This window comes from Pseudogulbenkiania ferrooxidans 2002 (genome assembly GCF_000174355.1).
GTDB lineage: Bacteria > Pseudomonadota > Gammaproteobacteria > Burkholderiales > Chromobacteriaceae > Pseudogulbenkiania > Pseudogulbenkiania ferrooxidans.
Genome location: NZ_ACIS01000007.1, coordinates 267,440 through 293,246, shown reverse-complemented (window position 1 = coordinate 293,246; position 25,807 = coordinate 267,440). Strand labels below are relative to the sequence as shown.

Genomic DNA, 25,807 nt, shown 5'->3' with positions numbered 1-25,807 from the left:
TAGTCTGATCGACTAGGCTTTTTGTTTTCGGCATCTGGTGGGTCGTGCAAGATTCGAACTTGCGACCAACGGATTAAAAGTCCGCTGCTCTACCAGCTGAGCTAACGACCCCCGAGAGAGCGACACTATAAATATCCCGCTACGCGCTGTCAACGATTTTCTGGCTATTACCAGAAAGATTCTACAGTTTCATCCTGTTGGCAAGCGCCTCCCGCCATGTTACGGACTTACGTTCCGCGTCCTGTACTTGAAAGTACCTCCCCTGCCACCCATGTTAAATAGGCGGGCAGACCGCTGGCGATGTCGCAGGCCACGATTTCCGGTACCTCGTAAGGATGCAGCTCCACCAGCCGACGTTCCAGCCCGGCGTAAGCCCGCTTCGTGGTCTTGACGAGCAGCGGCACCTCGGTAGCCTCTTCGATCCGGCCTTGCCAGCGGTACACCGACTGCACCGCAGGCAGAATGTTGACACAGGCGGCCAGTCGCTCCTCCACCAGTTGCCTGGCGATCCGGCTGGCGGTGGCACGGTCGGGCGTGTTACATAACACCAGCAAGCATTTATTTTCTGACATAAGTTGAACTCGATGCGCGGACTCTTACTGTTACTACTGTTATACCCCTTCGCGGAAATTGCCACCCTGGTGGCCATGACCGACGCCTGGGGCGGCGGCGTCACCATGCTGTGGATCATCGTCTCCGCGCTCATCGGTATCGCCATGCTGCGCAACCAGCAGCTGGGCGCACTGCTGACGCTGGGCTCGTTGATGCACCAGGGCGACCAGGTCTCGCTCTATAGCCTGCTGTGGCCCTTGCGCTACCTGCTGGCCGGCGTGCTGTTCCTGATCCCCGGCGTGATCAGCGACATCCTGGCACTCCTGCTGCTGCTGCCGCTGAAGGGCCCCTCGATCAAACGGCCCACCATGCCGCCGTCGGCTGCCGACAACGTGATCGATGGCGAGTACACTCGAGTGGATGACCCGACGGATCGTTCGCGTCACCTGCCCTGAGGGCCACGACCATCGCCCCCGGCGACGGGACTACAGACCGAGGCGAGCCAGGACGGCGGCCTCGTCCAGCCCCAGCTTGATCTCGACGATCTTGTGCCGGCTCTTGTCACCGCTCAGCAGCACGACGTCGCGTTTGGGTACCTCGAAACGCTCCGCCAGCCAGGCCAGCAACATTGCATTCGCCTTGCCCTCGACGGGAGGAGCGGCCAAGCGCAGTTTAAGCGCCCCGCCATGCTCGCCGGCCAGATCGGTCTTTTTCGCGCCGGGTTGCACGTGCAGGGTGAGTCGGATCACACTGTCTTTACAGCTCAGCCAGGTTTTCATCACTTCTTTCGGGACATGACGACCGGGCATCATACAGGAGGATCAGCATGGATATCGGCATCAACGAACAAGACCGCCAGGACATCGCCCAGGGACTTTCTCGCCTCTTGGCCGATACCTACACGCTCTACCTGAAAACCCACAATTTTCACTGGAACGTCACCGGTCCGATGTTCCAGACCCTGCACCTGATGTTCGAGCAGCACTACAACGAGCTGTCGCTGGCCGTGGACATGATCGCCGAGCGCATCCGCGCCCTCGGCCACTACGCCCCCGGCAGTTACAGCGAATACGCCCGGCTGACCTCGATCGCCGAGGCCAGCGGGGTACCGCGAGCCCATGACATGATCACCCAGCTGGTCGAGGGCCATGAAACCGTGTGCCGTACCGCGCGCAGCATTTTCGCCGTGGTGGAGCGAGCCAGCGACGAACCGACAGCCGACCTGCTGACCCAGCGCCTGCAAGTACACGAGAAGACGGCCTGGATGCTGCGCAGCCTGCTGGAAGCCTGATCCTGTCGGGTGCGTGCGACACCGCCGCGCAAGGCGAGGCGCGCGGTCGCATCGGCATGCTACACTCGGTCGCAGTGAGAAAATGCCGCCATGCCCCGTAACCTGCGCCACCCCCCCAGCCCGCCGGCCAGTTCCTGGCTGTTCACCGTCACCCTGGCCGTGTCGGTGCTGGTGCATGTGCTGCTGTTCGCTGCCGGCCACATCACCTGGATCCGTCCCATTCCCTTGCCGGAAACCAGCACCATCAGCGTCAAGCTGGCGCAAGCGCCCCAGAAAACGCCCCCGCCCACTCTGCGCCTGGCCGAACAGAACACCGTCGGCGCCGGCAATACCCCGGCCCCGGGCAAACTGGCGAGTCACGTTCCCGAGCGCATAACGCCCGGCACCGCCGGTCCAGCCCGCCATCAGCAAGAGGCCGTCGTCGCCGCACCGCACCCCCCTGCGGCCAACGAGCGGCTCACGGCGCCCACCAACGACAAGCAGGCCCCGGTGCGCACGCCGGCCCCATCCTCCCCACCGTCACCTCCGATCACCGCCCAGGCCCTGCTGGCCCAGGCGAGCGTGGTGGCACGACAGCAGGGGGATGACGACACCGTCAACCGTCCGGACGAGAGCGGCCGCACCAAGGGGGTCTACGGCATCACGGCGCGTGGCGTGGAATGGGCTCGCTACGTTGACGACTGGCGCCTCAAGGTGGAGCGTATCGGCAACCTCAACTACCCGGACGAGGCTCGCCGTCAGCAGATTTTCGGCTCGCTGGAGCTGACCGTCGTGGTCAACGCCGACGGCACGCTGCGTTCGGTCACCGTGCGGCGCAGCTCCGGGCACGATGTGCTCGACAACGCCGCCAAGAATATCGTCCGACTCTCCGCCCCGTTTGCCCCCTTCCCGCCATCGCTGGCGGAAAAATACAGCGCGCTGGAAATCGTGCGCCGCTGGGCGTTCACCCAGGATAGCCGTCTGGCAAGCCCTTAACCCGAACAAGGATCGTCATGTACGAAGTCAACCGCAGCGTCGCCATCATCCGGCCGCGCCCTCCCTTTCTCGACTGGCTCAAGCAACTGCCGGGCGAGCTGAACGACAACGTCACGCTGGCGTCGTTGACCCGCGATTGCAACGCCCTGCTGATTCCCTGCGCCGATGATTACGACGCGGCCGAACAGGCCGTGCTGGAGCAGTATCAGCAGCTGTTCCAGGCCGAGCTGGCCGATTGGTGCGACGACGAGTCGCTGTGGCCGACTCCGCTGACGCTGGAGCTGTTCCAGGAGTGGTTCCAGCTGGAGATCCACTCGGTGCTGTCTGACATCGTCGACGAGCCGCTGGAACGTGCCGAATTCGTTCCCTTCGACCTCGGCCAGGACGCCTGAAGCGCCCCGCCGGGCCGCTCCACGATAAAGGCAAAGCGATGAAACACATCACCCGCATCAAGGTGCGCGGCTACCATCTCGACCTGTACAGCCATGTCAACAACGCGCGCTACCTCGAGTTCCTCGAGGAAGCGCGCTGGACCTTCTTCGAAGAGTGCGGCGATTTGCCGTGGTTTCTGCAGTCGGGACTGGCGCTGGTCGTGGTCAACATCAATATCAACTATCGTCGCGCCGCGACGATGGGCGAAGAGCTGGCCATCGAGACTTCGGTCAAGACGATAGGCCACCGCAGCGCGGTGATGCATCAGGCGGTGAAACTGGCCGGCACCGAAACCCTCGTGGCCGAGGCGGATGTCACCTTCGTGGTGTACGATGCCAAGCTGGACAAGGCGGTACCGCTGGAAGGCCACCTCAAGGAACTTCTGGCCGCGATGCAAGACCAACAAGCGCTTTTCGCTTCTATTACCGGAACAGACAAGGCATGAAAAAAGGTTTGATGGCGTTGGCACTGGTGCTGGTAGCCGGCTTGCTGGCCTACACCATGCTGTTCAACAAGGACCGCGCTCCCGAAGTGCAGTACACCTCGATAACGGGACAACAGCTCAGCACCAGATCGCTGAAGGGCAAGGTGGTTCTGGTCAACTTCTGGGCGACCAGTTGCCCCGGCTGCGTCGAAGAAATGCCGGAAATCAAGAAGATGTACCAGCAGTATGCGCCGCGCGGCTTTGAAACCGTGGCGGTGGCGATGAGCTACGACCCCCCCAACTACGTCAAGACTTACGTCGAGAAGAACCAGCTACCGTTCTTCGTGGCACTGGACCCCCAAGGCAGCATCGCCAAGGCCTTTGGTGAAATCCAGCTGGCCCCCACCACAATGCTGATCGACAAGCAGGGTCACATCATCAAGCGTTACGTCGGCGTGATGGACTTCAAGGAAGTGCGTCAGCTGATCGAGAAACAGCTCCAGTCCTGAACCACCTGGCCTGTGTCCATGAAAAAACCCGCCTCCCGGCGGGTTTTTTCATTCGGAACCGGAGCTTCGTCCGGAGCAGACCGGGCAGGCCGGATCCCGCGGCACCTTCATGCTGCGGAATGAACTCTCCAGCGCGTCGTACAGGGTGAGCCGCCCCAACGCGACGGGAATCCCCGCTAGTAGCTTGATGGCCTCCACCGCCTGCAGGCTGCCGATCACACCGACCAACGGCGCGAGCACGCCAAAGGTCGCGCACGGCCCGTCGTTGGCCTCGCCCTCTTCCGGGAACAGGCAGTGGTAGCACGGCGAGGCCGGCTGGCGGGTATCGAACACGGCAAGCTGGCCGTCGAAGCGTACCGCCGCACCCGATACCAGCGGTACGCCGGCCGCCACGCAGGCGCGGTTGACGGCGTGACGGGTGGCGAAATTGTCCGAGCAATCGAGCACCACATCGTGGCGCGCCACCTCATCGGCCAGGCTCTGACCTGCCAGGCGCTCGCCGATGACACGCACGGCCACCTCCGGATTCATCGCCAGCATCCGGGCTGCCGCGGATTCGGCCTTGTTGCGGCCGAGACTCGCCTTGTCGTGAGCAATCTGGCGCTGCAAGTTGGTCAGCTCGACCACGTCGTCGTCGGCGATGGTGAGCTGCCCGACCCCGGCACTGGCCAGATACAGGGCCACCGGCGACCCCAGCCCGCCGGCGCCGACGATCAGCGCACGGGCGCCAAGCAGCGCCTGCTGCCCGGCGATATCGAGTTCCGGCAACAGGATATGCCGGCTGTAGCGCAACAGCGCCTGGTCACTCAGTTCGGTCATGGGGGGGTCGATCCTGCCAGGGAAACCGCCGGGAACACCGGCGGTCGGGGATTACTCTTCTGCGGTCTTGCGCGCGAACTTGATACCGAGCTGCTTGAGCTTGCGATACAGGTGGGTACGCTCGAGGCCGACCTTCTGCGCTACCCGGCTCATATTGCCGTTTTCCAGCGAGATATGGTACTCGAAGTAGCGACGCTCCAGCTGCTCGCGCAATTCGCGCAACGGCATGTTGAAGTCGAAGCCGGTTTCCTCCGCCGCCGGCTTCTCGTGACGGAATTGCGCCAGCACCTTGTTGACTTCGGGTGCATCGATATCCACCGATTCTGCCGTCAGCGCCAGGCTCTTGATGATGCTCCTTAGCTGCTCGAGATTGCCCGGCCAGTCGTACTGGCGCAGTGCGTTGAGCGCCGCGGTGGTGAGCTTGTGCGTCGACACCTGCTTGGATTCCACCAGCTCGATAAGAATCTGTTCGGCGATGAAGATGATGTCTTCGGCATGCTCCCTGAGCGGCGGAATCGGCACGATCACGCTGGACAGCGTGGTCAACAGGCGGTTGTCGCACTCCGGGTCGACCAAGAGTTCCTGCAACGGACGGCTGCACGAGCACAACAGGCGCACGTTGAAGCGGTCGAGCTTGGACAGCAGGAACAATAGGCCCTGCTGGATGCGGCGGTTGTACTGGCCGATCTCGGGCAGGAACAACACGCCGTTGTTGGCCTTCTGCAGCAGTTCCAGAGGGGCGTCGGCGAGTTGCTCCGGCTTGGCCGGCGTCACCCACGGGGTATTGCCCTGGTGGAAGAACCGGGCGACCAGCTCGAAGCCCGACCCGGGCTCGCCAGTCAGCAGCACCGGCGACTTGACCTTGGCCACCCGCTCGAGCTGACGTTTCAACTCCTGGATCGGCTCACTCTTTCCCAGCTTGTCGAGGTTGAGCGAGGTGTTGACCTGCATGTCGCCGTACTTGACGGCGCGCTGCACCGTGGTCAACAGTTTCTGCAGGGCGATCGGCTTCTCGAGAAAGTCAAAGGCGCCGATGCGGGTAGCCTCGACGGCGGTGTCGATGCTGGCGTGGCCGGACATCATCACCACCGGCATGTTGAGCTGGCCGGACTTGGCCCACTCCTTGAGCAGGGTCACGCCGTCGCAGTCGGGCATCCAGATGTCCAACAGCACCAGCGCCGGACGGGTCTGGTTGCGCAATTGCCGTGCCACCTCGGCGTTCTCGGCCAAGGCGACGGTGTACCCTTCGTCCTGCAGTATTTCCGAAAGCAATTCGCGGATGCCGATTTCGTCATCCACAATCAAAATGTCGCTGCTACGCATTAGGCCTCCAGCAATGGCAGGGTGAGAAGAATCCGCGCGCCCTGCTGCCCGGCATTTCCCAGTGCGATCTGACCATGGTGCTCCTCTATGATTTTCTTCACCACTGCCAGCCCAAGGCCTGTACCCTTGGGCTTGTTGGTCACATACGGCTCGAACGCGCGCGGCAGGATGTCGGCTGGGAAGCCGGCCCCGTTGTCCTGCACGCAGACGATCGCGCTTCTTCCTTCTTGTCGGCTGCTAATGTGAATCATCGGGATGTCAACGTCAAGGACCGCATCCTGCGCATTCTGCAGCAAATTATGCAACACTTGGCGCAACAGGGCGGCATCCCCCATGATCATCAATGGTTGTTCAGACAACGTCATCTTAACAGCGGCATTGGATTCGTACAGCGTCATCACCTCGCGTACCAGCTGGTTCAAATCCAGCGCCACCAGCTTGATGCGCGGCGAGCGGGCGTAGTCGCGGAAGGCGTCGACCATGCCCTTGAGCGCGGACACCTGCTTGACGATGGTGTCGGTGGCGCGCCGCAGAAGATCGGCATCGCTGCCTTCCAGCTTGTCGGCCAGCTTCATCGCCAGGCGCTCGGCGGCGAGCTGGATCGGCGTCAGCGGGTTGCGGATTTCGTGCGCCAGACGCTTGGCGACCTCGCCCCAGGCGGCGTCGCGCTGCGCCCGTGCCAGTTCGGTGATGTCGTCGAACACCACCACGTAGCCGCTGCCTGAACCCTCCGGCAAGCGCGCCCCCCGTACCAGCAGGATACGCTCCCCTTGCGCGGTAGTGTAATCGAGCTGGGTCTGCCACTCGGGCTGGCGCTCGCTGTCGGCATGCTCACAGACGTTGTCGACCAGCGGCACCAGTGCCGGCACCAAGCGGGTCCACTCGCGGAACGGGGCTTCGGCCAACTCGGCAAAGTCCACCCCGAGGATGCGCGAAGCACTGGTATTGGCGGCACGCAGGCGCCAGCCGTCGTCGAACGCCATCACCCCGGCACGCAGGTTGACCAGGATGCTTTCCAGGTAGAGCTTGCCCGACTCCAGCTTGAGTCGGTTCTCGTCGGCCAGTTGGCGCGCCTCGTCGAGCTGCTGGGTCATGCGGTTGAACATGGTGGTGAGGATGCCCAGTTCGTCACGCCGGTACACCGGGTGGCGCTTGGAGAAGTCACCCTGCGCTACCGCGCGGGTCCCCGCCGCTAGTTCGGACAGCGGCGCCGACAGCCGCTCCGACAACCACAGCGCGAACGCCAGCGCGGCGGTCAGCGCCAAGAGACAGGCCAGCGTCAAGGTCAGGGTATAGAAGGTGCGCAGGCCGTCGCGCGAGAGCAGCAGCTGGCGATAGTCGGCACGGGCGGTGTCGATCAGCTCGGCATCGTGGGCGATGCTTTCCGGCGCGGCCTGGATCACCTGCATCACGCGGGTTTCATCATGCCGGTCGTGGTAGGCCATCAGCACCTTGAGCGCAAGCTGGTTGCGCCGATCATTCTCGATGGTCTGCACCGGCTGGCGCGGCCGCAGCGTGCGCAAGGCCTCGCGCGAAGGGGTTTGCGGCAGCCCGGCCAGATCGCCGCTGGCGAACGCCAGCAACTGCCCCTGACGGTTGAAGATGGCAACCTCGTTGAGGCCAAGCTGCTCGCGCAACCGCTCCAGCCGTGCCGGCAGACCGCTGTCCGGCAGTGCGTCGATATCGTCCTGCACCACCCGCGCCTTGCGCCCGACGTCCTGCAGCACGTAGCCCAACGCGTTGCGCCCGAGCTCCAGCCCGCGATCCAGCGCCGACTCCACGCGTACATCGAACCAGCTCTCGATGCTGCGCGAGAGGAACTGGGTCGAGATGGTATACACCAGCAGGCCCGGCACCAACGCCACCACGGCGAACATCATCACCAGGCGCTGGGTCAGCTTGGCGCCGAAGACGCGGCCCTTGACCCGGCGCCGCAGGCGCACCAGCTGGCGCCCGACCACGCCCAGCAGCGCCACCAAGAGCAGCGCGTTGATGCCGAACACCCACCAGTAGTACTCGGCCAGCTTGGAGGTATTACCGGTAGCGAGCGCCAAGAGGTAGAGCAGGATGGCGGCGAAGGTGGCCATGGCGATCATGGCGTAGCGCATCAGCCGCCTTCCTTCACGTTCAGATCGATCCAGCCCGAGCCCAGCGACCAGTCGGCGCTGCCCAGCGCGTTGAGCTGGAACGGCTTGGGCAGCTGGCCGATGTCGAGCATCAGCCGCACCCGCCCCTTGACCTTGTCGGCCGGCACGCCGCTCAGCGTCCCCGCTTCAAGCACGCGCCAGCCGTGGATCGCGCCGAGCGCGCTCAGGGCCTCGGCCTGCGTCGCGTAATAGCGCGACAGGCTGCCGATGCTGACGCGGTAACGGCTGGTCAGCGACTGGTAGGCGATCTTGAAGTGCAGCTCGGCGTGCGGCTCGAACCACTCCCGGACGTTAAGCAGGTAGGCGGTGCTGCGCGGACGGGTCAGCTCGAATTCCAGACGGAACGGCAGCGCTACCCCCTGGGTCAGCGCATCGCTGAGGCCGGGGGTGAGCTTGATGTCGAAGCGGGTGCTGACGGCGAGCTGGCCATCGAGGAGTTCGGCCTCGGAGCGGGTGGCCGAAATGGAATCGGCCCATGCCGGCAGGACGGCACAGGCGATCAGCCAGATAAGAAGGCTAGCGCTTCGCAAGCAGCGCGTAATAGAAGCCGTCATGTTGCTCGCTGGGGAGCAGTTGTTGGTCGTCGAGGCATACCGCATCCGCATGTCGCGCGAGGAAGGCCGCGAGCTGTTCGCGGTTCTCCTCGGGAAAAATCGAGCAGGTAGCGTATAGCATTTTGCCGCCGCTGGCGAGCAGCGGCCAGAGCGCATCGACCAGGGCGGATTGCTGCCGCGCCAGCTCGGCGAAATCGCCAGGGCGGCGCAGCCATTTGATGTCGGGATGACGGCGCACCACGCCGCTGGCGGAACACGGCACGTCGGCCAGGATACGATCGAACGGCACCCCGTCCCACCAGCTCGCCGTATCGCCGGCATCGGCGGCGACGAGGCGAGCCGAGAGCTGAAGGCGGGCAAGGTTGTCGGCGACCCGCCCCAGCCGGGTTTCGTCGACGTCGAGCGCGGTGACGTCGAGATCGGCCAGTTCCAGCATGTGGCAGGTCTTGCCGCCCGGCGCGGCGCAGGCGTCGAGCACGCGCAGGCCGTCGCGCAGGTCGAGCCGGTACGCCGCCTGCTGCGCACCCTGGTCCTGCACCGAGACGTCGCCGTCGGCGAAGCCGGGCAGTTCGCGCACGCCGACCGGGCGGGCGAGTTGGATCGCCTCCTCGCCCAAGCACTCGGCCTCGATGCCCGCGTCACGCAGGCGCTGCAGGTAGGCAGCCGGTTCGACATGGCGGCGGTTGACGCGCAGGGTCATCGGTGGATGCTGGTTGTCCATGTCGAGAATGGCTTGCCAGTCTTGCGGGTAGTGGCGCCGCAAGGCCTTGATCCACCAGCGCGGGTGGTTGTAGCGGGCCTCGTCGTCGGCCGCCACGGCGGCCTTGAGTTCGTCGCGCTGGCGCAGGTAGTTGCGCAGCACGGCGTTGACCAGCCCCTTGAAACGCCCACGCGCCAGCCGTCCGGCCAGCGTCACCGCCTCGTTGACCACGGCGTACTGGGCGGCACGGGTGTATTCCAGCTGATGCAGGGCAACGATCAGCACACGCTCCAGCTGCGGCTCGGGCAAGGGCTTAGGCAGCAGCTGGCGCAGCACGCGACGCCACTCGGCCAGGTGGCGCAGTACGCCGTAGCCGATGTCCTGCAGCGCGCCGCGCTCGGCCGGCGTGAGATCGGGCGCCTGGCGCTGGGCGTCGGCCAGGGCCTCGGTCAGGGTACGGCCCCCTTCCACTTTTTCGAGCAGGCCGGCGGCCAGGAGCTGGATTCGATGCATGCGGTCAGTTCCAAAAAAACCGGCCACAGTCGCGTATCACGGCTGTGGCCCGGGGTAGGTCGGTTTGCGCGGAATGATACGGCTAGACGCCGCCGCGCGCCATCTCGTTGAGGCGCGCGATGCGCTCCTCGGTATGCGGATGGGTGCGGAACAGCGAGTCCATGCCGCCGCCGGAGAGCGGATTGATGATCATCATCTGCGCGGTCTCCGGATGCGCCTCGGCGGCGGGCATCGGCAGCCCCTGGGCGTAGTACTCGATCTTGCGCAGCGCCGCGGCGAGCGCCAGCGGTTCGCCGGAAATCTCGGCGCCGCAGCGGTCGGCTTCGAATTCGCGCGCGCGCGAGATCGCCATCTGGATCAGGCTGGCGGCCAGGGGGGCCAGCAGCGCGACCAGGATGCCGGCGATCGGGTTGACCGCACGGCCCTCTTCGTCGCGCCCGCCGAAGAACATGGCGAAGTTGGCGAGCGCCGAGATGGCGCCGGCCATGGTGGCCGAGATGGTCGAGATCAGCGTGTCGCGGTGCCGCACGTGCGCCAGCTCGTGCGCCATCACGCCGCGCAGTTCGCGGTAGTCGAGCATGCGCATGATGCCGGTGGTGGCTGCGACCGCCGCGTGCTCCGGATCGCGCCCGGTGGCGAAGGCGTTGGGCTGGTCCTCGTGGATCACGTACACGCGCGGCATCGGCAGCCCGGCGCGGCCCGCCAGTTCGGCCACCATGCCGTACAGCTCGGGGGCGCTCTGGGCATCGACCTCCTGCGCGTTGTACATGCGCAACACCATCTTGTCCGAGTTCCAGTAGGCGAAGACGTTCATCGCGCCACCGAACAGCAGCGCCAGCAGCATGCCGCTCTTGCCGCCGATCATGGCCCCGATGACGCCGAACAGCGCCACGATGGCGGCCATCAGCAGCGTCGTCTTGAACCAGTTGAATGTCATGGCCACAGCCTCCTTGCGTTATCCACCACCCTAGATATGGTTCACCGGCTTGGAATATCAAGCCCCGAGTCGGGTTCCCGTCAGATCCGGCCGGCCGGCAACGAAGTCGCGTGCCGCCAGGCGCTTGCCGCCGGCAGCCTGCAGCTGGGTGAGCCGCACCACGCCGCTACCCGCCGCCACGCGCACGCCGTCTGCGTCGGCCGACAGGACCGTGCCCGGCTCACCGCGGCCTTCCTCGGCGGAGGCCAGCCACAGCTTGAGGGGTTCGCCGGCGAGACGGGTGAAGGCGCCGGGCACCGGGTTATAGGCGCGGATGGCACGGGCGATGTCAGTCGCCGGCTGGCTCCAGTCGACCTCGGCCTCGGCCTTGGAGAGCTTCTGGGCGTAGGTCACACCTTCTTCCGGCTGCGCCACCGGGGTGATGGCGTCGAGCCGCGCCAGGGTGTCGACGATGGCGCGGGCGCCGGCTTCGGCCAACCTGTCGTGCAGCGTGGCGGCGGTTTCATCCGCGGCGATCGACAGCGGATGCACCGACAGCATGGCACCGGTATCGAGGCCGACATCCATCTGCATGATGGTAATGCCGGTTTCGCTGTCGCCCGCCAGCAGCGCGCGCTGGATCGGCGCCGCGCCGCGCCAGCGCGGCAGCAGCGAGGCGTGGATGTTGAGGCAGCCTTGCGCCGGCAGCTCGAGCACCGCCTGCGGCAGCAGCAGACCGTAGGCGGCCACCACCATCACCTCGGCGCCGACCTCGGCGATCAGCGCCTGCGCTTCCGGGGTCTTCAGCGTCAAGGGCTGCTCGACGCGCAGACCGTGCTGCAACGCCAGCACCTTGACCGGGCTCGGCTTGAGTTTCATGCCGCGCCCGGCGGGGCGGTCGGGCTGGGTCAGCACCAGCGGGATGTCGTGCCCGGCGTCGAGCAGGGCCTGCAAGGCGGCGGCGGCGAATTCCGGGGTGCCGGCAAAAATCAGTTTCATGGCATTCCTGCAAAAACGAGGGGACACGGCGTGCGTGTCCCCGGGGTTCGGCCAACGCGGGTCGGGCCTGGAATCTGTTCACGATCTGTCGCGAGCGGCCCTCAGCGGGGTGAAGAGCAGCACAGAAACCGGAATGGACCTGAAGTCCATGAGGATTTCCGATCGCTGAGCGAATCCCTGCGTGCCAATCTTCGATTGGCTCAGCGATAGATTCGCACGCAGTGCACCTGAGCCCCGATCAGGGACGCGCAGCAAGATCGGGACAGATTCTTACAGCGTGTGCTTCTCGCGCTTCTTCATCTTGGCCTTGATGCGGCTCTGCTTGAGCTGGGACAGGTAGTCGACGAACACCTTGCCGTCGAGATGGTCGATCTCGTGCTGGATGCAGATCGCCAACAGGCCGTCGGTCTCGATCTCGAACGGCTCGCCGTTGCGGTTGAGCGCGCGCACCCGCACCCACTCCGAGCGGTGCACCTTGTCGTAGATGCCGGGCACCGACAGGCAGCCTTCTTCGTACACGGTATCGCCACGACGCTCGACGATTTCCGGGTTGACGAAGGCGGTCAGGGCCGACTTCTCTTCGCTGACGTCGATCACCACCACGCGCTCATGCACGTTGACCTGGGTGGCCGCCAGGCCGATGCCGTTGCATTCGTACATGGTCTCGGCCATGTCGTCGATCAGTTGGCGGATGCGCTCGTCCACCGCGCCGACCGGACGCGCGACTTTGTGCAGACGCTCGTCCGGGTAATGCAGAATAGTTAGCAGCGCCATCTAATTCCGTTACTCCAGATTGTAGTTTTGCCATCAGCATGTCGATAATAGACCTGTCTGACGCAGATATCGTTACTTCGAGGGCGCCGGGAATGGCGCGCCCGTCCATGAATATTGGGGCATTTTCCATGCGCAAAAGCATTATATCGCTAGTCTTGGCTCTGGGCCTTGCGGCACCGGCCTTTTCCGACACGCTGACGCTGCGCCCTGACGCCCCGGCGCGCTACGTGGTGGTCAAAGGCGACACGCTGTGGGGCATCTCCGGCCGCTACCTGAAAAAGCCGTGGAACTGGCCCCGCCTGTGGCAGATGAACCGCGACGAAGTGAAAAACCCGCACCTGATCTACCCCGGCGACGTGCTGGTGCTGACCTGGGTCAACGGCCAGCCGCGCCTCGGCCTGGAGCGCAACCGCCGCGAGGTGAAGCTGTCGCCGCAGGTGCGCATCGAGGACCAGGACCGTGCCCTGCCGAGCATCCCGGCCAAGGCCATCGAGCCCTTCCTGTCGCGCCCGCTGATCGTCGATATCGACAGCTTCTCGCGCGCACCGCGCCTGGTCGCCGGCAGCGACGAGCACGTCGCGATGAGCAGCGGCGACCGCGCCTACGCCATGGGGCTCGACCAGGGCGGCAGCTGGCAGTCGTACCGCCCCAACAAGCCGCTGCGCGACCCGGACAGCGGCGAGACGCTGGGCTACGAGGTGACCTACGGCGGCGATCTGGCGGTCGAGAAGATGGGCGACGAGGTACAGTCGTTGCGGGTGCGCAAGGTGGCCGAGGAAATCCTGGTCGGCGACCGCCTGGTCAAGGCGCCGCGTGACTATTTCGTCAGCTACGTGCCGCATCCGCCCGAAAAGATGGTGCAGGGCAAGATCATCTCCACCCCCAACGGCGTCGCCGGCGCGGCCCAGTACTACAACGTGGCGATCAACCTGGGACAACGTGACGGCCTGGAAACCGGCCACGTGCTCGACATCCTCAAGAACGGCAGCCTGGTCAAGGTCACGACGCCGGACAACCGCGAGACCAAGGTGCTGCTGCCGACCGAGAAAGCCGGCTCGCTGTTCGTCTACCGCGTGTTCAACCGCGTCGCCTACGGCCTGGTGATGGAGAGCGCGGTGCCGATCGGCGTGGGCGACGTGGTGCGCACGCCGGACGAGGAATGAGCAGCGAGCGCGCCGACTGGGCGCTGCTGGCGCTGACGCCGGGCATCGGCCCGGTCGGCGTGCTGCGCCTGATCGACACCTTCGGCAGCGCCGCCGCCGCGGCTTCGGCCAACCTTTCGCAGCTGCAGCGTTGCCTCGGCGACGAGGCGGCGCGCGCCCTGGCGGGACGCGTGGCGACCGCCGAGGTGGAGGCGGCGCTGGCCTGGGCCGACGCGCCGGGCTGTTTCCTGCTGACCCTGGCCGATCACGACTACCCCACCGCGCTGGCCGAGGCCGGCCACGCCCCGCCGCTGCTGTTCGGCCGGGGCCGGCGCGAATTGCTGGTGCGCCCGATGCTGGCCATGGTCGGCAGCCGCCACGCCACACCGCAGGGCCGGCAGACCGCCGAGGAGTTCGCGCACGGCCTGGCACAGGCCGGCTACACCATCGTCAGCGGGCTCGCCAGCGGCATCGACGGCGCCGCCCACCGTGGCGCGCTGGGCACGGCGGCATCGACCATCGCGGTGATCGGCACCGGCATCGACCGGGTCTACCCGGCCAGCCATCGCCAGCTCGCCCACCAGTTGGCCGAAGACGGCCTGATCCTGTCGGAATTCCCGCTCGGGACGGCACCGCTGGCGCACAACTTCCCGCGCCGCAACCGCATCATCGCCGGGCTCAGCCGCGGCTGCCTGGTAGTCGAGGCCAACGTCAACTCCGGCTCGCTGATCACCGCGCGCCTCGCCGCCGAGGTCGGGCGCGAGGTGCTGGCGATTCCCGGCTCGATCCACAACCCACAGGCGCGCGGCTGCCACCGCCTGATCAAGGACGGCGCCAAGTTGGTGGAAACGGTGGACGACGTGCTGGACGAAATCGGCCGCCCCGCCCCCGACGCACCAGGGGCGGCCAGAGCCAACGCGGCCGTGGCGGACGGCACGGCAACGGCGGAGGCAGAGACGCCGCTGCTGGTCCAGCTGGGCTACGATCCGGTCGACGTCGACAGCCTGGCGGCGCGGCTCGAGTTGACGGCGGGGGAGGTTTACGCGATGCTTCTCGAGCTGGAACTGGAAGGCCGGGTGGCAAGCCTGCCGGGCGGTCGTTTCCAGCGCCTGTCCTGAAGCGGGACGCGCCCTGCCAGCATCCTTAAAAGTCTCTGCACCATGTTTGACGTTCTTGCCTATCTGTTTGAAGAATACCAGGACCCCGAAGCCTGCAACGACCGCGAAGGCGTGATGCGCACGCTCGCCGCCGCCGGCTTCGAGGACGCCGACATCAACGACGCCCTCGACTGGCTCGACATCCTCTGCAACATCAACGAGGGTGCCTTCGCCGCGATGGACGAGTCCTACGGCCTGCGCGTCTACAGCGACAGCGAACAGAAACGCCTGCCGACCGAAGTGCGCGGCCTGCTGCAGTTCCTCGAGCACCACGGCGCCCTCTCCCCGGCGCAGCGCGAGATGGTGATCGACCGCCTGCTGGCGATGCCCGACGACGAGGTCAACGTCGCCTCGGCCAAACTGGTCACCTTGCTGGTGCTGTGGGTGCAGAAGGCCGAGCTGCCGATCCTGCTCGGCGAAGAGCTGCTCGACGTGGTGAACGGCGAACCGACCATGCAATGAGCTTGTCACGGCGTTGCGACAGGCTTACCATCGCGCCCTTCCGACGCCTTAACGACACGTCCGACAAGAGCGCCCCCTTGCGCTCTTGTTTTATTTGATAGATACACAAGATGTCAGCCCGGGACTGCCGGGTTCACGATTGAACAAAACATGCCCTCGAGCCTATTGATCGTTGAGTCGCCGTCCAAGGCCAAAACGCTGAAAAAATACCTGGGTCAGGACTTCGAAGTCCTCGCCTCCTACGGCCACGTCCGCGACCTGGTGCCGAAAAGCGGCGCGGTCGACCCGGACAAGAACTTCGCCATGAAGTACCAGCTGATCCCGCGCAACGCCAAGCACGTGGACGCCATCACCCAGGCGGTGGCCGAGGCCGATCACATCTATCTGGCAACTGACCCGGACCGCGAAGGCGAGGCCATTTCCTGGCACCTGGTGCAGATCCTCAACAACAAGAAGCTGCTGAAGGGCAAGACCGCGCAGCGCGTGGTGTTCCACGAGATCACCAAGAACGCGGTGCTCGACGCCATCGCCAACCCGCGCGACATCTCGCAGGAGCTGGTCGACGCGCAGCAGGCGCGCCGCGCGCTCGACTACCTGGTCGGCTTCAACCTGTCGCCGATGCTGTGGAAGAAGATCCGCCGCGGGCTGTCCGCCGGCCGCGTGCAGAGCCCGGCGCTGCGCCTGATCTGCGAGCGCGAGAACGAGATCCGCGCCTTCACCGAGCAGGAATACTGGTCGATCCACCTCGACAGCCACAAGGGCCGGCAGAAGTTCGGCGCCAAGCTGTTCGAGCTCGGCGGCAACAAGCTCGACCAGTTCGACATCCCGAGCGAGGCGATCCAGGCCGACACCCTGGCGCGGCTGGCCGAGCAGCCGGCGACCGTCAGCAACGTCGACAAGAAGAAGAAAACCCGCAACCCGGCCGCGCCGTTCACCACCTCGACGCTGCAGCAGGAGGCGGTGCGCAAGCTCGGCATGACCACCGACCGCACCATGCGCACGGCGCAGCAGCTGTACGAGGGCGTCGACATCGGCCAGGGCACGGTCGGTCTGATCACCTACATGCGTACCGACGCCGTGGTACTGTCGAACGAGGCCCTGACCGAAATCCGCGGCTACATCGAGAGCCAGTTCGAGCCGGCCTTCCTGCCCAAGGCCCCTGTCACCTTCAAGAACAAGTCGAAGAACGCCCAGGAAGCCCACGAGGCGATCCGCCCGACCTCGATCGAGCGCACCCCGGCGGCGATGAAGCCGTTCTTGACCACCGACCAGTTCAAGCTCTACGAGATGATCTGGAAGCGCACCCTGGCCTGCCAGATGGCGCCGGCCAAGTTCGACACCACCAGCGTCGACATCACCGTCGGCGAGGGCGTGTTCCGCGCCACCGGCCAGGTGCAGACCTTCGCCGGCTTCCTCGCGGTGTACGAGGAAGACGTCGACGACGCCGAGGACGAGGACAACGCCAAGCTGCCGGTGCTGGAGGTGGGCGACGTGCTGCCGGTGGACAAGCTCTACGGCGAACAGCACTTCACCCAGCCGCCGCCGCGCTTCTCCGAGGCCAGCCTGGTCAAGGCGCTGGAAGAATTCGGCATCGGCCGCCCGTCCACCTACGCCAGCATCATCTCGACGCTGAAGGACCGCGAGTACGTGGTGCTGGACAAGAAGCGCTTCCTGCCGACCGACACCGGAGAGATCGTCAACAAGTTCCTCACCGAGCACTTCGGCCAGTACGTCGACTACAACTTCACCGCCAAGCTGGAAGACCAGCTCGACGAGATCGCCAACGGCCGGCGCGAGTGGGTGCCGGTGATGGAGACGTTCTGGAAGGGGCTGGCCAAGCAGCTGAGCGAGAAGGAAAGCCTGTCGCGCGCCGAGGTCACCACCGAGAGCCTGGACGAGGCCTGCCCGAAGTGCAGCAAGCCGCTGCAGATCAAGTTCGGCAAGCGCGGCCGCTTCATCGCCTGCACCGGCTACCCCGAGTGCGACTACACCCGCGACATCGGCGAGACCGCCGAGAGCGCGGCGGCGGCGGCGGAAGAGCCGACGGTGATCGAGGGGCGCACCTGCCCGGAATGCGGCGGCGCGCTGCACATCAAGAAGGGCCGCTACGGCAAGTTCATCGGCTGTGCCAACTACCCCAAATGCAAGCACATCGAACCGCTGGAGAAGCCGCGCGACACCGGCGTGACCTGCCCGGAATGCAAGACGGGCAGCCTGATCGAGCGCAAGAGCCGCTACGGCAAGCTGTTCTACAGCTGCAATACCTATCCCAAGTGCAAGTACGCCACCTGGAACCCGCCGGTGGCCGAGCCCTGCCCGAAGTGCCACTGGCCGATCCTGACCATCAAGACCACCAAGCGGCGCGGCACCGAGAAGGTCTGCCCGCAGAAGGAGTGTGGCTACAGCGAGGTGATCGCCCCGCCGGAAGCCAAGGAAGCCTGAGCCGCATCCGCCCTCACCCCCGACGCCACCGCCAGGTGGCGTTTTTCATTCCCGGTCGGCCCGCGATATCGCCCGTTCGTCATAACCTAGCACCGGCTTTTATTCAGCATTTCCCGGCGCAATGCTTATACTTCGAGTCAAGGGCGAAGTCAGCCCGATTTCACGGCCAGATTCGTTCTGGCGAGTACGGTACCTGCGACGGACCGGAATGCCCTCCGGGGCAAAACGCCGCCTGCCCCCAGGCGGCGTTTCCATTGGGCCAGAACGCCGCGCGCATTCCAACTGACAGCCGCAGCGCCTCGAGCAGATGTCCGCAAGCCGCCCTGGAATGCGGTTGCGGCGGCGCTGGCGACGCTTCGGGCACGGCGCAGACAGGGCGGGGTACCCGTTCCCCGGTTTGTCCGGGGTGGGTGTTGTGCCGCAGTGCCTGCAAGGCGGGCTGGAGGTAAAGGGCGGATCATGAAAGCCGACAGCAGCTTCTACTTCACCGGCAGCGCCGTGCTGACCTTGCTGGCTTTCGCCTCCACGACCTGGCCGCTGCTGGCCGTCTCCTTGCTCGTCACGTTCTGCGGCATGATGGTGGCGGACCGCGAGCAGCTGGCGGCGCTCGACAGCCACGCGCTGGCGATGTTCCTGATGCAGCACGAACGCCCGCTGCTGCCGCTGGATGCCTTCCGTGGCCGCGAGCTGCTGTTCTACTGCGCCGGCCAGCCGGTGTACCGCTACCTGATCGCGCGCGACTCGCGCTGGCTGCTGGTCGGCAAGCAGGGCGAGGTCAAGGAAGGCCCGGGCATGATCCGGGTGACGCCGGGCTACCTGTACCGCCGCCTCGACGACTGATAGCCTGATTCATTAGGCGGCTGCGCCTTTGCATCTTGAGCACCGGCAATGCTCTGAGCGTGCGAATCTCTGATTCGCTCAGCCATGATCCTCATGTGCTCCGTGTACATTCCGGTTCCTGTGCGTTGGCGGCACTCAACCTGCTTTGGCTTGCTCTCCTACTGAAACAGGCTCCCGTCCCGCCCAATGCAAAAACGGCAGCGCGCCATCAGGCATGCTGCCGTTTTGTCCCGTGCTTCGGCCAACCTTGTCAGCCGAACAGCACCAGCCCCCACACCACGGCCAGGTTGACCAGACCGATCAGCTGCGCCGCGCTGCCCATGTCCTTGGCGCGCTTGGCGAGCGGATGGCGCTCCAGCGAAGTGTGGTCGACCGCCGCCTCCACCGCCGAATTGAGCAGCTCGATGATCAGCGTGGCGAGCGAGCTCGCCACCAGCAGGGCGCGCTCGAGCGCGCTGGCGTGGATGACGAAGGCCAGCGGGATCAGGATCACGGCCAGCAGCAGCAGCATGCGAAACGCGTCCTCGTGGCGGAAGGCGGCCTTGAGACCGTCCAGCGAGTACCCGAAGGCGTTGATCAGCCGGGTGATCCCGGTCTTGCCCTTGAACGGGCTTTCCTGCAGTTTCATGCGGCTCCCAGAAGATGGATACGTGGCGCTTCGCCCAGCCAGTGCAGGCGTGCCTGCATCGAGCGCGACAGCCAGACCTCGCCGTGGCCGTCGACCAGCAGCACGTCGCGGATGCCGAAGCGGCTGGCATAGTAAGAAGCGCGCGCGGTGTCGGCAAGATAAATCGGCTTGGTGGCGACATCGGAGCGCAGCCCGGCGTCGGCGGCCGGCGCCACCACCACGGTGGCGGCCTGGGCGCGGCAGTCGCTGCTGCCGTCGCGCGGGTCGATCAGGTGGCAGTGGCGCCGTCCGTTCAGCTCGAAGTAGCGCTGGTAATCGCCCGAGGTGCCCACCGCCTCGCCGTCGGCCAGCTCCACCACTGCCATCGCCTCGTTGCGGCGCGGGTGCTGGATGCCGACCTTCCACGGCGTGCCGTCCGGCTTTTTGCCCAGCGCGATGACGTTGCCACCGATGTTGATCAGCGCGGCACGGACACCGGCGGCCTTGAGCTGGTTGCGCACCCGGTCGAGCGCCCAGCCCTTGGCGATGCCGCCCAGATCAAGCTGCACCGCCGGGTTGCGGCTGGCGATGCGGCCGTCGGCGAGGCTCAGGTCGGCCATACGCGGGCGGGCCTCGACCAGTTGCCGGAGCGCCGCCGGGTCGGGCGTGACCGGGGCGAAGCTGTCGGCGTGAAAGCCCCACAGCGCCACCAGCCCGCCCAGCGCCGGCGTGAACAGGCCGTCGGAGAGCGCCTCGTCGCGCTGCGCGGCGCGCAGTAGCTCGGCCAGATCGGGCGCCAGCGGCGCCGATTCGCCGCGCGCCAGGGCGCGGTTGATGGCGACCAGCTCGCCGTTGCCCTTCCAGGCGTGCAGGCGCAGGTGCAGGCGGTCGAGTTCGGCCATGGCCTGCGCCACCGCGGCCTGGGCGCGGACCTCCGGCTCGCCCAGCACGGTGACCTCGACGCGCGTGCCGAACACGTAGCTTTCCTGGCGGAACGGTTCGGGCTCGCGGCTGCACGCCGCGAGCCCGATCAGCAGACACAGGGCCAGACAGGTTGGCCGAAGCCACGAGATCAGTGCGCGCACCGCCGCTCCAGCGCATCGATGTACAGCCCGGCGACGTTGATGCCGGTCTGATCCATGATCTCGCGGAAGCAGGTGGGACTGGTGACGTTGACTTCGGTGAGGTAGTCGCCGATGACGTCGAGACCGGCGAACAGGATGCCGCGCCGCTGCAGTTCCGGCCCCACCGCCGCCACGATCTCGCGGTCGCGCGCGGTGAGTGGGCGCGCCTCGCCGCGGCCGCCGGCGGCGAGGTTGCCGCGCGTCTCGCCGGCCATCGGGATGCGCGCCAGGCAGTAGTCCACCGGCACGCCGTCGATCACCAGGATGCGCTTGTCGCCGTCGCGGATTTCCGGGATGAAGCGCTGCGCCATCACGGTGCGGGTCTCGCGCTGGGTGATGGTTTCCAGGATCACCGACAGGTTGGGGTCGTCCGGGGTGACCCGGAAGATGCTGTCGCCGCCCATGCTGTCGAGCGGCTTGAGGATGACGTCCTGGTGCTGGCGCACGAAGGCGCGCAGGCGGGCCGACTCGCCGGAGATCAGGGTCGGCGCGATGCAGTCGGGGAAATTCAGGATCGCCAGCTTCTCGTTGTAGTCCCTGAGCGCCTGGCCGCTGCTGAACACCTTGACGCCCTGGGCTTCGGCCAACGTGAACAGCTGCGAGGCGTACAGGTACTCCATGTCGAACGGCGGGTCCTTGCGCATGATCGCCGCGCTGAACGCGGTGAGCGGCTGGCGCTGCACCTCGGCGAGGCGGAACCAGTCGTGCTTGTCGCCGGTCAGGGTCAGGTCGCGCGCGTCCACCAGCAGCCGTCCGCCTTCCACCGACAGCTGACGCGCTTCGGCCACCGCCAGGGCATGGCCGCGTCGCGCCGCCTCCTCCATCATGGCGAAGGTGGTGTCCTTGTAGATCTTGAAGTGGTCCAGCGGGTCGGCGATGAACAGGATTTTCATAGGCGGGATCCAGTGCGCTCAGGCGTTGTCGGGGTCGGTGGCTTCCAGCTCCAGCGAGGCGGCCAACAGCGCCAGGCGGGCGATCACGCCGTAGGAATAGAAACGGTTGGGCGGGCAGTCCGGGGTGCCGCTCTTGTCCGGCAGGCAGGCCGATTCGAACGACAGCGGCACGAAGTGCATGCCTGGCGCGTTGAGGTTCTCGTCGACGCCGCGCCCGGTATGGACGCGGTAGAAGCCGCCGATGACGAAGCGGTCCATCATGTACACCACCGGCTCGGCCACCGCGGCGTTGACCGTCTCGAAGGTGTACACGCCTTCCTGCACGATCACCTCGGACACTTCCAGCCCTTCCTTCACCACCGCCATCTTGTTGCGCGCCTTGCGGTTGAGGCCGATCACCTCGTCCGGCGACTTCACGCTCATCACGCCCATACCGTAGGTGCCGGCGTCGGCCTTGACGATCACGAATGGGTCATGGGTGATGCCGTACTCGCGGTACTTGATGCGGATCTTGTCGAGCAGGCCGGAGACGCTGTCGGCCAGCGCTTCTTCGCCCTGGCGCGACTGGAAATCCAGCCCCTTGGTGGCGTTGAAATAGGGATTGATCAGCCACGGATCGATCGAGATCAGCCGCGCGAAATCGTCGGCGACCTGGTCGTAGGCCTTGAAATGGTGTGTCTTGCGCCGCACCGCCCAACCGGCGTGCAGCGGCGGCAGCAGGGTCTGCTCCAGGTTCTGCAGGATGTCCGGCACGCCGCCCGACAGGTCGTTGTTGAGCAGCACCACGCACGGGCTGAAGCCGTCGGCCAACACCAGGCGGTTGCCGCGGCGCTCGATCGGCTCCAGCCGCACCGTGGCGCCGTTGGCGGCGGTCAGTTCGGTCGGCTCGGTGATCTCTGGATTGAGCGAGCCCAACCGTACCTTGAGGCCGGCCTGCTCGAAGATGTGCACCAGCGCCGCCACGTTCTGCAGATAGAAGGTGTTGCGGGTATGGTTCTCCGGGATCAGCAGGATGTTCTTGGCTTCGGGACACACCTTCTCCACCGCGCTGGTGGCGGCCTGGACCGCGAGCGGGGTGAATTCCGGGTTGAGGTTGTTGAAACCGCCGGGGAACAGGTTCATGTCCACCGGGGCCAGCTTGAAGCCGCTGTTGCGCAGGTCGACCGAGCCGTAGAACGGCACCTGGTGGGCGTGCCACTGGCTGCGGAACCAGTGCTCGATATGGGGCTGGGCGCCGAGGATGCGGCTTTCCAGCTCCAGCAACGGGCCCTTCAGGGCGGTGGACAGGTAAGGAACGGTCATGTCTTCCCCTTTGGGATGATCTTGGGTCGAATTGCACAATGGTGGGGATGACAGGCGCCTTATTCAACCCTGGGTGGCGGAGCGGCGCGGGCTCAGTCCGGCCATGCTTCGTTATAGGCCGCCTGGTAGCGCTCTTTCAGTTGGGCCCAATCGAAGACATGGTTCTGCGCGCCGCGGCTGACCACCTTGATGGCGCCCAGCAGATTGGCCAGGCGGCCGGTGAGGTGCCAGTCGAGGCCGTGCCGGATGCCGTACAGCAGGCCGGCGCGGAAGGCGTCGCCGCAACCGGAGGGGTCGAGTGCGGGGCCGTCCAGCGGCACCGCCGGGATGTGGAGCAGCGTGTCGTCGACGTGGATCTCCGCCCCCTGCGCCCCGCGCGTGATGATCAGCGCGCGCACCTGGCGGCGCATGTCGTCCAGCGTGAGCCCGGCGCGCTCGCGCATCAGTTCGGCTTCGTAGTCGTTGAGCGTGACGTAGCTGGCCATTTCGACCAGCGCGCGCAGCTCGGTGCGCGAGAACAGCGGCAGCTCCTGGCCGGGGTCGAACACCAACGGGATGCCGGCCTCGGCCAGCTCGCGGCAGTGCTGCAGGCAGCCGAGGTAGCCCGACGGCGCCACGATGGCGAGTTCCACCGGGCTCTCGACCTCGCTCAGGTGGTTGTCGGTGGCGTGCTCCATCGCGCCGGGATGGAACGCCATCAGCTGGTTGCCGCCGCTATCGCTGATGATGAAACATTGCGCGGTATACTGGCCGGGAACGGTGCGGATATGGCGGTCCGCCACGCCGAGGCGCGCCAGATGCTCGCGGTAGGGGTCGAAGTCCTCGCCCACCGTGGCCATCACCAGCGGCCGCTCGCCCAGCAAGGCGAGGTTGTAGGCGATGTTGCCGGCGCAGCCGCCGAACTCGCGGCGCATCGTCGGCACGCGGAAGGTGGTGGAGATCTTGTGCAGCTGGTCTGCCAGGATATGCTGGTCGAAACGGTCTTCGAAGGTCAGCAGGGTATCGTAGGCGAGCGATCCGCAGACGAGGATGGACATGCCGGCTCCGCTATGAAATCAAGCGTTTAAGTGTAGCACGAAACACCGCCCTCCCCCGTGGCGAACCCTGGCTGCGCCGCCCGCTCCAAGCTGTTGCCACGTTTTTACAGGATGATCCGATGACCCCCACCACTCTGCGCCGCGGCGTGCTGCCGCTGCTGTGCGCCGCGCTGTTGACGGCGCTGCCGGCCGCCGCCAGCCCGGCGCTGGAACGCGCCCGCTTCACCGACCTGGCCGGCAGGAACGCCGCGCTCACCCAGTACAAGGGCAAGGTCACCGTGGTGAATTTCTGGGCCACCTGGTGTTCGCCCTGCCGCGAGGAGATGCCGATGCTCAACGCCGTGCGCACCCGCCTGGCGCCGCGCGGCGTCGAGGTGGTCGGCGTGGCGCTCGACGACAAGGTGTCGGTCGGCAATTACCTGCGCACGACCCGGGTGAGCTATCCCATCGTGCTGGGCGACGGCAACACGCTCGACCTGATGCGCGCCATCGGCAACCCGGCCGGCGGCCTGCCCTACACCGTGGTGCTGGACCGCTCCGGCAAGCAGGTCGCCACGCTGATCGGCAAGCTGTCGGAACAGACCCTGCTGCAGGCGGTAGAGCCGCATCTCTAGAAACCTGTTCACGATCCCCTGGCACCCGTGCCGGGCCTCGTCGTCCGGCAGCCGCCACAGCGAAAAAAGCCCGGCCTAGGCCGGGCGCAAGCTGACAACAACAGGGAAAATCTCAGAAGGTCACCTTGACCGGCGCCCACTTGGCCTGGCGCACCTGATAGACGGTGATCGGCGCCTGGATCAGGTCGCCACGGCTATCGAAGCGGTAGCTGGCGTTCACTCCCTCGTAACTGATCTTCTTCAGCGCCGCCGTGACCTTGCCGGGCTCGGTGCTGTTGGCCTGCTGCATGGCCTTCGCCACCAGCATCACCGCGTCGTAGTGCTGCGGGCCGTAGGACAAGGGCGGCTTGCCGTACTTGGCATGATAGCGCTTGATGAAGTCCTGCCCCTGGCTGCGCTTTTCCAGCACGTTGCCGGCCACCGCCGCCATGAAGCCTTCGCTGTTGCTGCCGGAGAGCTTGATGAAGTTATCGGTCTGGATCATGTCGCCACTGAGCACCTTGGTGGACAGGCCGAGCTGTTTCATCTGCAGCGCCAGGGGGGCCGCCTGGCTGTCGGACATGGCGACGAACAGCAGGTCCGGCTTGGCGGCACGGATCGTGGTCAGGATCGGACTGAAGTTGTTCTGTCCCGGCGTGGTGTATTCGCGGCGAATCACCTGCGCCCCCAGACGCTTGGCCTCGGCCTCGAACTTGTCGGCCAGGCCCTGGCTATAGGCGGTGCGGTCGTCGATCATGGCGATGCGCTTGGCCTTCAATTCGCTCAGCGCGTATTGGGCGATAGCCGGTCCCATGCGGGTGTCCACCGCGCTCAGGCGGAAGGCGTTGCCGTAGCCCTGGTTGGTGTAGGTGGCGTTGACCGCCACCGAGAACTGCGGCAGACCAGCCTGGTTGATGATGCGCGCGGCGGGAATGGTGGTGCCCGACGTGAACGGGCCGACCACCGCCTTCACTTCTTCATCCAGCAGTTTTTGCGCGGCCAGGGTGGACTGCTTGGGGTCTTCCTGGTCGTCCTGCGATACCAGTTCGAACTGCACCGGCTGGCCGTTGATCCTCAGCGCACTGCGGTTGAGGGTGTCGACGGCGAGCTGGGCACAGTTCTGGTTGTCCTTGCCCCAGTGGGCGTCCGGCCCGGTCAAGGGGCCGATGAAGCCGATTTTCACCACCTCGGCGGCAGAAGCGGCGCTGATGCCCCCCAGGGCCAGCAGGGTAACGAGCAGGGTGTGTTTCATGTTTTGCATCCTGATGAGGTTGTTGAAT

28 protein-coding genes and 1 tRNA gene are annotated in these 25,807 nt (G+C 65.9%); 12 read left to right on the top strand and 17 right to left on the bottom strand.

Annotation, left to right across the window (positions count from 1 at the left end; genetic code table 11):
* Positions 1–35: 35 nt before the first annotated feature.
* Positions 36–111: transfer RNA gene (locus FURADRAFT_RS14040), tRNA-Lys, on the bottom strand.
* A gap of 116 nt (positions 112–227) precedes the next feature.
* Complete coding sequence (cutA, locus tag FURADRAFT_RS14035; protein ID WP_008954834.1) at positions 228–572, bottom strand: divalent-cation tolerance protein CutA; 345 nt, start codon at positions 570–572, stop codon at positions 228–230.
* A 12-nt stretch (positions 573–584) separates the two neighbouring features.
* Between cutA and FURADRAFT_RS14030 the strand changes: the two genes are divergently transcribed.
* Positions 585–1,007: an FxsA family protein gene (locus FURADRAFT_RS14030; RefSeq protein ID WP_008954833.1), complete on the top strand. Its 423-nt coding sequence runs from the start codon at positions 585–587 to the stop codon at positions 1,005–1,007.
* 30 nt (positions 1,008–1,037) lie between these two features.
* On the opposite strand, the gene FURADRAFT_RS14025 is transcribed toward FURADRAFT_RS14030, so the two are convergent.
* Positions 1,038–1,331 carry a DUF167 domain-containing protein gene (locus FURADRAFT_RS14025; protein WP_040652934.1) on the bottom strand — a complete coding sequence of 98 codons (294 nt, stop codon included), beginning with the start codon at positions 1,329–1,331 and terminating at the stop codon, positions 1,038–1,040.
* A gap of 47 nt (positions 1,332–1,378) precedes the next feature.
* Between FURADRAFT_RS14025 and FURADRAFT_RS14020 the strand changes: the two genes are divergently transcribed.
* The 5 genes from FURADRAFT_RS14020 to FURADRAFT_RS14000 all read left to right on the top strand — a co-directional run bounded on the left by FURADRAFT_RS14020 (position 1,379) and on the right by FURADRAFT_RS14000 (position 4,183).
* Entirely contained in the window at positions 1,379–1,843 is a 465-nt protein-coding gene (locus FURADRAFT_RS14020) for a Dps family protein (protein ID WP_008954831.1), read from the top strand.
* A 90-nt stretch (positions 1,844–1,933) separates the two neighbouring features.
* A complete protein-coding gene (locus FURADRAFT_RS14015) occupies positions 1,934–2,818 on the top strand; it encodes an energy transducer TonB (RefSeq protein WP_008954830.1) in 885 nt (294 codons plus the stop codon).
* A gap of 17 nt (positions 2,819–2,835) precedes the next feature.
* Positions 2,836–3,210 carry a hypothetical protein gene (locus FURADRAFT_RS14010; RefSeq protein ID WP_008954829.1) on the top strand — a complete coding sequence of 125 codons (375 nt, stop codon included), beginning with the start codon at positions 2,836–2,838 and terminating at the stop codon, positions 3,208–3,210.
* Between the two features lie 38 nt (positions 3,211–3,248).
* A complete protein-coding gene (locus FURADRAFT_RS14005; protein ID WP_008954828.1) occupies positions 3,249–3,695 on the top strand; it encodes an acyl-CoA thioesterase in 447 nt (148 codons plus the stop codon).
* On the top strand, positions 3,692–4,183 hold the full coding sequence (locus FURADRAFT_RS14000) for a TlpA disulfide reductase family protein (protein ID WP_008954827.1): 492 nt from the start codon (positions 3,692–3,694) through the stop codon (positions 4,181–4,183). The genes FURADRAFT_RS14005 and FURADRAFT_RS14000 overlap by 4 nt, the downstream gene beginning before the upstream one ends.
* Positions 4,184–4,231: 48 nt before the next feature.
* Here FURADRAFT_RS14000 and FURADRAFT_RS13995 read toward each other — a convergent pair whose 3' ends face one another.
* The 8 genes from FURADRAFT_RS13995 to def all read right to left on the bottom strand — a co-directional run bounded on the left by FURADRAFT_RS13995 (position 4,232) and on the right by def (position 12,928).
* Positions 4,232–5,002: a HesA/MoeB/ThiF family protein gene (locus FURADRAFT_RS13995; protein ID WP_008954826.1), complete on the bottom strand. Its 771-nt coding sequence runs from the start codon at positions 5,000–5,002 to the stop codon at positions 4,232–4,234.
* Between the two features lie 51 nt (positions 5,003–5,053).
* Positions 5,054–6,325: a sigma-54-dependent transcriptional regulator gene (locus FURADRAFT_RS13990; protein WP_008954825.1), complete on the bottom strand. Its 1,272-nt coding sequence runs from the start codon at positions 6,323–6,325 to the stop codon at positions 5,054–5,056.
* Positions 6,325–8,433, bottom strand: a complete 2,109-nt coding sequence (locus tag FURADRAFT_RS13985) for a sensor histidine kinase (RefSeq protein ID WP_008954824.1) — start codon at positions 8,431–8,433, stop codon at positions 6,325–6,327. Before FURADRAFT_RS13985 ends, FURADRAFT_RS13990 begins: the two co-directional genes overlap by 1 nt.
* A complete protein-coding gene (locus tag FURADRAFT_RS13980) occupies positions 8,433–9,002 on the bottom strand; it encodes a DUF4390 domain-containing protein (RefSeq protein ID WP_014085716.1) in 570 nt (189 codons plus the stop codon). The genes FURADRAFT_RS13985 and FURADRAFT_RS13980 overlap by 1 nt, the downstream gene beginning before the upstream one ends.
* Entirely contained in the window at positions 8,989–10,239 is a 1,251-nt protein-coding gene (gene rsmB, locus FURADRAFT_RS13975) for a 16S rRNA (cytosine(967)-C(5))-methyltransferase RsmB (RefSeq protein ID WP_008954822.1), read from the bottom strand. Before rsmB ends, FURADRAFT_RS13980 begins: the two co-directional genes overlap by 14 nt.
* A gap of 82 nt (positions 10,240–10,321) precedes the next feature.
* Positions 10,322–11,176, bottom strand: coding sequence for a zinc metalloprotease HtpX (gene htpX, locus FURADRAFT_RS13970; protein ID WP_008954821.1), 855 nt, complete (start codon positions 11,174–11,176; stop codon positions 10,322–10,324).
* A gap of 57 nt (positions 11,177–11,233) precedes the next feature.
* The gene (gene fmt / locus FURADRAFT_RS13965; protein ID WP_008954820.1) at positions 11,234–12,154 is read right to left on the bottom strand and encodes a methionyl-tRNA formyltransferase; all 921 of its coding nucleotides are present in this window, start codon (positions 12,152–12,154) and stop codon (positions 11,234–11,236) included.
* Between the two features lie 270 nt (positions 12,155–12,424).
* A complete protein-coding gene (gene def / locus FURADRAFT_RS13960; protein ID WP_008954819.1) occupies positions 12,425–12,928 on the bottom strand; it encodes a peptide deformylase in 504 nt (167 codons plus the stop codon).
* Positions 12,929–13,056: 128 nt separating this feature from the next.
* Between def and FURADRAFT_RS13955 the strand changes: the two genes are divergently transcribed.
* The 5 genes from FURADRAFT_RS13955 (at position 13,057) to FURADRAFT_RS13935 (ending at position 18,971) form a co-directional block, all read left to right on the top strand.
* Positions 13,057–14,091 (top strand): LysM peptidoglycan-binding domain-containing protein, encoded by a 1,035-nt coding sequence (locus tag FURADRAFT_RS13955; protein ID WP_040652931.1) that lies wholly within the window; start codon positions 13,057–13,059, stop codon positions 14,089–14,091.
* A complete protein-coding gene (gene dprA / locus FURADRAFT_RS13950) occupies positions 14,088–15,188 on the top strand; it encodes a DNA-processing protein DprA (protein ID WP_008954817.1) in 1,101 nt (366 codons plus the stop codon). The genes FURADRAFT_RS13955 and dprA overlap by 4 nt, the downstream gene beginning before the upstream one ends.
* A gap of 42 nt (positions 15,189–15,230) precedes the next feature.
* Positions 15,231–15,689, top strand: coding sequence for a DUF494 family protein (locus FURADRAFT_RS13945; RefSeq protein WP_008954816.1), 459 nt, complete (start codon positions 15,231–15,233; stop codon positions 15,687–15,689).
* A gap of 150 nt (positions 15,690–15,839) precedes the next feature.
* Positions 15,840–18,131 carry a type I DNA topoisomerase gene (gene topA / locus FURADRAFT_RS13940; RefSeq protein ID WP_008954815.1) on the top strand — a complete coding sequence of 764 codons (2,292 nt, stop codon included), beginning with the start codon at positions 15,840–15,842 and terminating at the stop codon, positions 18,129–18,131.
* 459 nt (positions 18,132–18,590) lie between these two features.
* Positions 18,591–18,971: a hypothetical protein gene (locus FURADRAFT_RS13935; protein WP_008954814.1), complete on the top strand. Its 381-nt coding sequence runs from the start codon at positions 18,591–18,593 to the stop codon at positions 18,969–18,971.
* A gap of 250 nt (positions 18,972–19,221) precedes the next feature.
* Here the strand turns inward: FURADRAFT_RS13935 and FURADRAFT_RS13930 are convergent, their stop codons facing one another.
* From FURADRAFT_RS13930 to FURADRAFT_RS13910, 5 genes are all read right to left on the bottom strand, one after another.
* Positions 19,222–19,599 (bottom strand): diacylglycerol kinase, encoded by a 378-nt coding sequence (locus tag FURADRAFT_RS13930; protein WP_008954813.1) that lies wholly within the window; start codon positions 19,597–19,599, stop codon positions 19,222–19,224.
* Complete coding sequence (locus FURADRAFT_RS13925) at positions 19,596–20,663, bottom strand: FAD:protein FMN transferase (protein ID WP_008954812.1); 1,068 nt, start codon at positions 20,661–20,663, stop codon at positions 19,596–19,598. The genes FURADRAFT_RS13930 and FURADRAFT_RS13925 overlap by 4 nt, the downstream gene beginning before the upstream one ends.
* A complete protein-coding gene (gene gshB / locus FURADRAFT_RS13920; protein ID WP_008954811.1) occupies positions 20,651–21,595 on the bottom strand; it encodes a glutathione synthase in 945 nt (314 codons plus the stop codon). Before gshB ends, FURADRAFT_RS13925 begins: the two co-directional genes overlap by 13 nt.
* Positions 21,596–21,613: 18 nt before the next feature.
* On the bottom strand, positions 21,614–22,897 hold the full coding sequence (gene gshA / locus FURADRAFT_RS13915; RefSeq protein WP_008954810.1) for a glutamate--cysteine ligase: 1,284 nt from the start codon (positions 22,895–22,897) through the stop codon (positions 21,614–21,616).
* 92 nt (positions 22,898–22,989) lie between these two features.
* Positions 22,990–23,934, bottom strand: a complete 945-nt coding sequence (locus FURADRAFT_RS13910) for a carbohydrate kinase family protein (protein ID WP_008954809.1) — start codon at positions 23,932–23,934, stop codon at positions 22,990–22,992.
* 119 nt (positions 23,935–24,053) lie between these two features.
* Here FURADRAFT_RS13910 and FURADRAFT_RS13905 point away from each other — a divergent pair, with 119 nt between their 5' ends.
* Entirely contained in the window at positions 24,054–24,548 is a 495-nt protein-coding gene (locus FURADRAFT_RS13905; RefSeq protein ID WP_008954808.1) for a TlpA family protein disulfide reductase, read from the top strand.
* Between the two features lie 112 nt (positions 24,549–24,660).
* Here the strand turns inward: FURADRAFT_RS13905 and FURADRAFT_RS13900 are convergent, their stop codons facing one another.
* On the bottom strand, positions 24,661–25,779 hold the full coding sequence (locus tag FURADRAFT_RS13900) for a branched-chain amino acid ABC transporter substrate-binding protein (RefSeq protein WP_008954807.1): 1,119 nt from the start codon (positions 25,777–25,779) through the stop codon (positions 24,661–24,663).
* Between the last annotated feature and the right edge of the window lie 28 nt (positions 25,780–25,807).

What these genes read in the sequence shown, in the direction of transcription:
- FURADRAFT_RS14020 (WP_008954831.1), top strand. Translation starts at nt 1,379, where the DNA reads ATGGATATCGGCATCAACGAACAAGACCGCCAGGACATCGCCCAGGGA.
- FURADRAFT_RS13930 (WP_008954813.1), bottom strand. Translation starts at nt 19,599, where the DNA reads ATGAAACTGCAGGAAAGCCCGTTCAAGGGCAAGACCGGGATCACCCGG.
- FURADRAFT_RS13910 (WP_008954809.1), bottom strand. Translation starts at nt 23,934, where the DNA reads ATGTCCATCCTCGTCTGCGGATCGCTCGCCTACGATACCCTGCTGACC.
- FURADRAFT_RS14005 (WP_008954828.1), top strand. Translation starts at nt 3,249, where the DNA reads ATGAAACACATCACCCGCATCAAGGTGCGCGGCTACCATCTCGACCTG.
- dprA (WP_008954817.1), top strand. Translation starts at nt 14,088, where the DNA reads ATGAGCAGCGAGCGCGCCGACTGGGCGCTGCTGGCGCTGACGCCGGGC.
- FURADRAFT_RS14000 (WP_008954827.1), top strand. Translation starts at nt 3,692, where the DNA reads ATGAAAAAAGGTTTGATGGCGTTGGCACTGGTGCTGGTAGCCGGCTTG.
- FURADRAFT_RS13935 (WP_008954814.1), top strand. Translation starts at nt 18,591, where the DNA reads ATGAAAGCCGACAGCAGCTTCTACTTCACCGGCAGCGCCGTGCTGACC.
- fmt (WP_008954820.1), bottom strand. Translation starts at nt 12,154, where the DNA reads ATGAAACTGATTTTTGCCGGCACCCCGGAATTCGCCGCCGCCGCCTTG.
- FURADRAFT_RS14010 (WP_008954829.1), top strand. Translation starts at nt 2,836, where the DNA reads ATGTACGAAGTCAACCGCAGCGTCGCCATCATCCGGCCGCGCCCTCCC.
- FURADRAFT_RS13955 (WP_040652931.1), top strand. Translation starts at nt 13,057, where the DNA reads ATGCGCAAAAGCATTATATCGCTAGTCTTGGCTCTGGGCCTTGCGGCA.
- gshA (WP_008954810.1), bottom strand. Translation starts at nt 22,897, where the DNA reads ATGACCGTTCCTTACCTGTCCACCGCCCTGAAGGGCCCGTTGCTGGAG.
- FURADRAFT_RS13905 (WP_008954808.1), top strand. Translation starts at nt 24,054, where the DNA reads ATGACCCCCACCACTCTGCGCCGCGGCGTGCTGCCGCTGCTGTGCGCC.
- topA (WP_008954815.1), top strand. Translation starts at nt 15,840, where the DNA reads ATGCCCTCGAGCCTATTGATCGTTGAGTCGCCGTCCAAGGCCAAAACG.
- cutA (WP_008954834.1), bottom strand. Translation starts at nt 572, where the DNA reads ATGTCAGAAAATAAATGCTTGCTGGTGTTATGTAACACGCCCGACCGT.
- FURADRAFT_RS13985 (WP_008954824.1), bottom strand. Translation starts at nt 8,433, where the DNA reads ATGCGCTACGCCATGATCGCCATGGCCACCTTCGCCGCCATCCTGCTC.
- FURADRAFT_RS13945 (WP_008954816.1), top strand. Translation starts at nt 15,231, where the DNA reads ATGTTTGACGTTCTTGCCTATCTGTTTGAAGAATACCAGGACCCCGAA.
- FURADRAFT_RS13990 (WP_008954825.1), bottom strand. Translation starts at nt 6,325, where the DNA reads ATGCGTAGCAGCGACATTTTGATTGTGGATGACGAAATCGGCATCCGC.
- rsmB (WP_008954822.1), bottom strand. Translation starts at nt 10,239, where the DNA reads ATGCATCGAATCCAGCTCCTGGCCGCCGGCCTGCTCGAAAAAGTGGAA.
- gshB (WP_008954811.1), bottom strand. Translation starts at nt 21,595, where the DNA reads ATGAAAATCCTGTTCATCGCCGACCCGCTGGACCACTTCAAGATCTAC.
- FURADRAFT_RS13900 (WP_008954807.1), bottom strand. Translation starts at nt 25,779, where the DNA reads ATGAAACACACCCTGCTCGTTACCCTGCTGGCCCTGGGGGGCATCAGC.
- def (WP_008954819.1), bottom strand. Translation starts at nt 12,928, where the DNA reads ATGGCGCTGCTAACTATTCTGCATTACCCGGACGAGCGTCTGCACAAA.
- FURADRAFT_RS14025 (WP_040652934.1), bottom strand. Translation starts at nt 1,331, where the DNA reads ATGAAAACCTGGCTGAGCTGTAAAGACAGTGTGATCCGACTCACCCTG.
- FURADRAFT_RS14015 (WP_008954830.1), top strand. Translation starts at nt 1,934, where the DNA reads ATGCCCCGTAACCTGCGCCACCCCCCCAGCCCGCCGGCCAGTTCCTGG.
- FURADRAFT_RS14030 (WP_008954833.1), top strand. Translation starts at nt 585, where the DNA reads ATGCGCGGACTCTTACTGTTACTACTGTTATACCCCTTCGCGGAAATT.
- htpX (WP_008954821.1), bottom strand. Translation starts at nt 11,176, where the DNA reads ATGACATTCAACTGGTTCAAGACGACGCTGCTGATGGCCGCCATCGTG.
- FURADRAFT_RS13995 (WP_008954826.1), bottom strand. Translation starts at nt 5,002, where the DNA reads ATGACCGAACTGAGTGACCAGGCGCTGTTGCGCTACAGCCGGCATATC.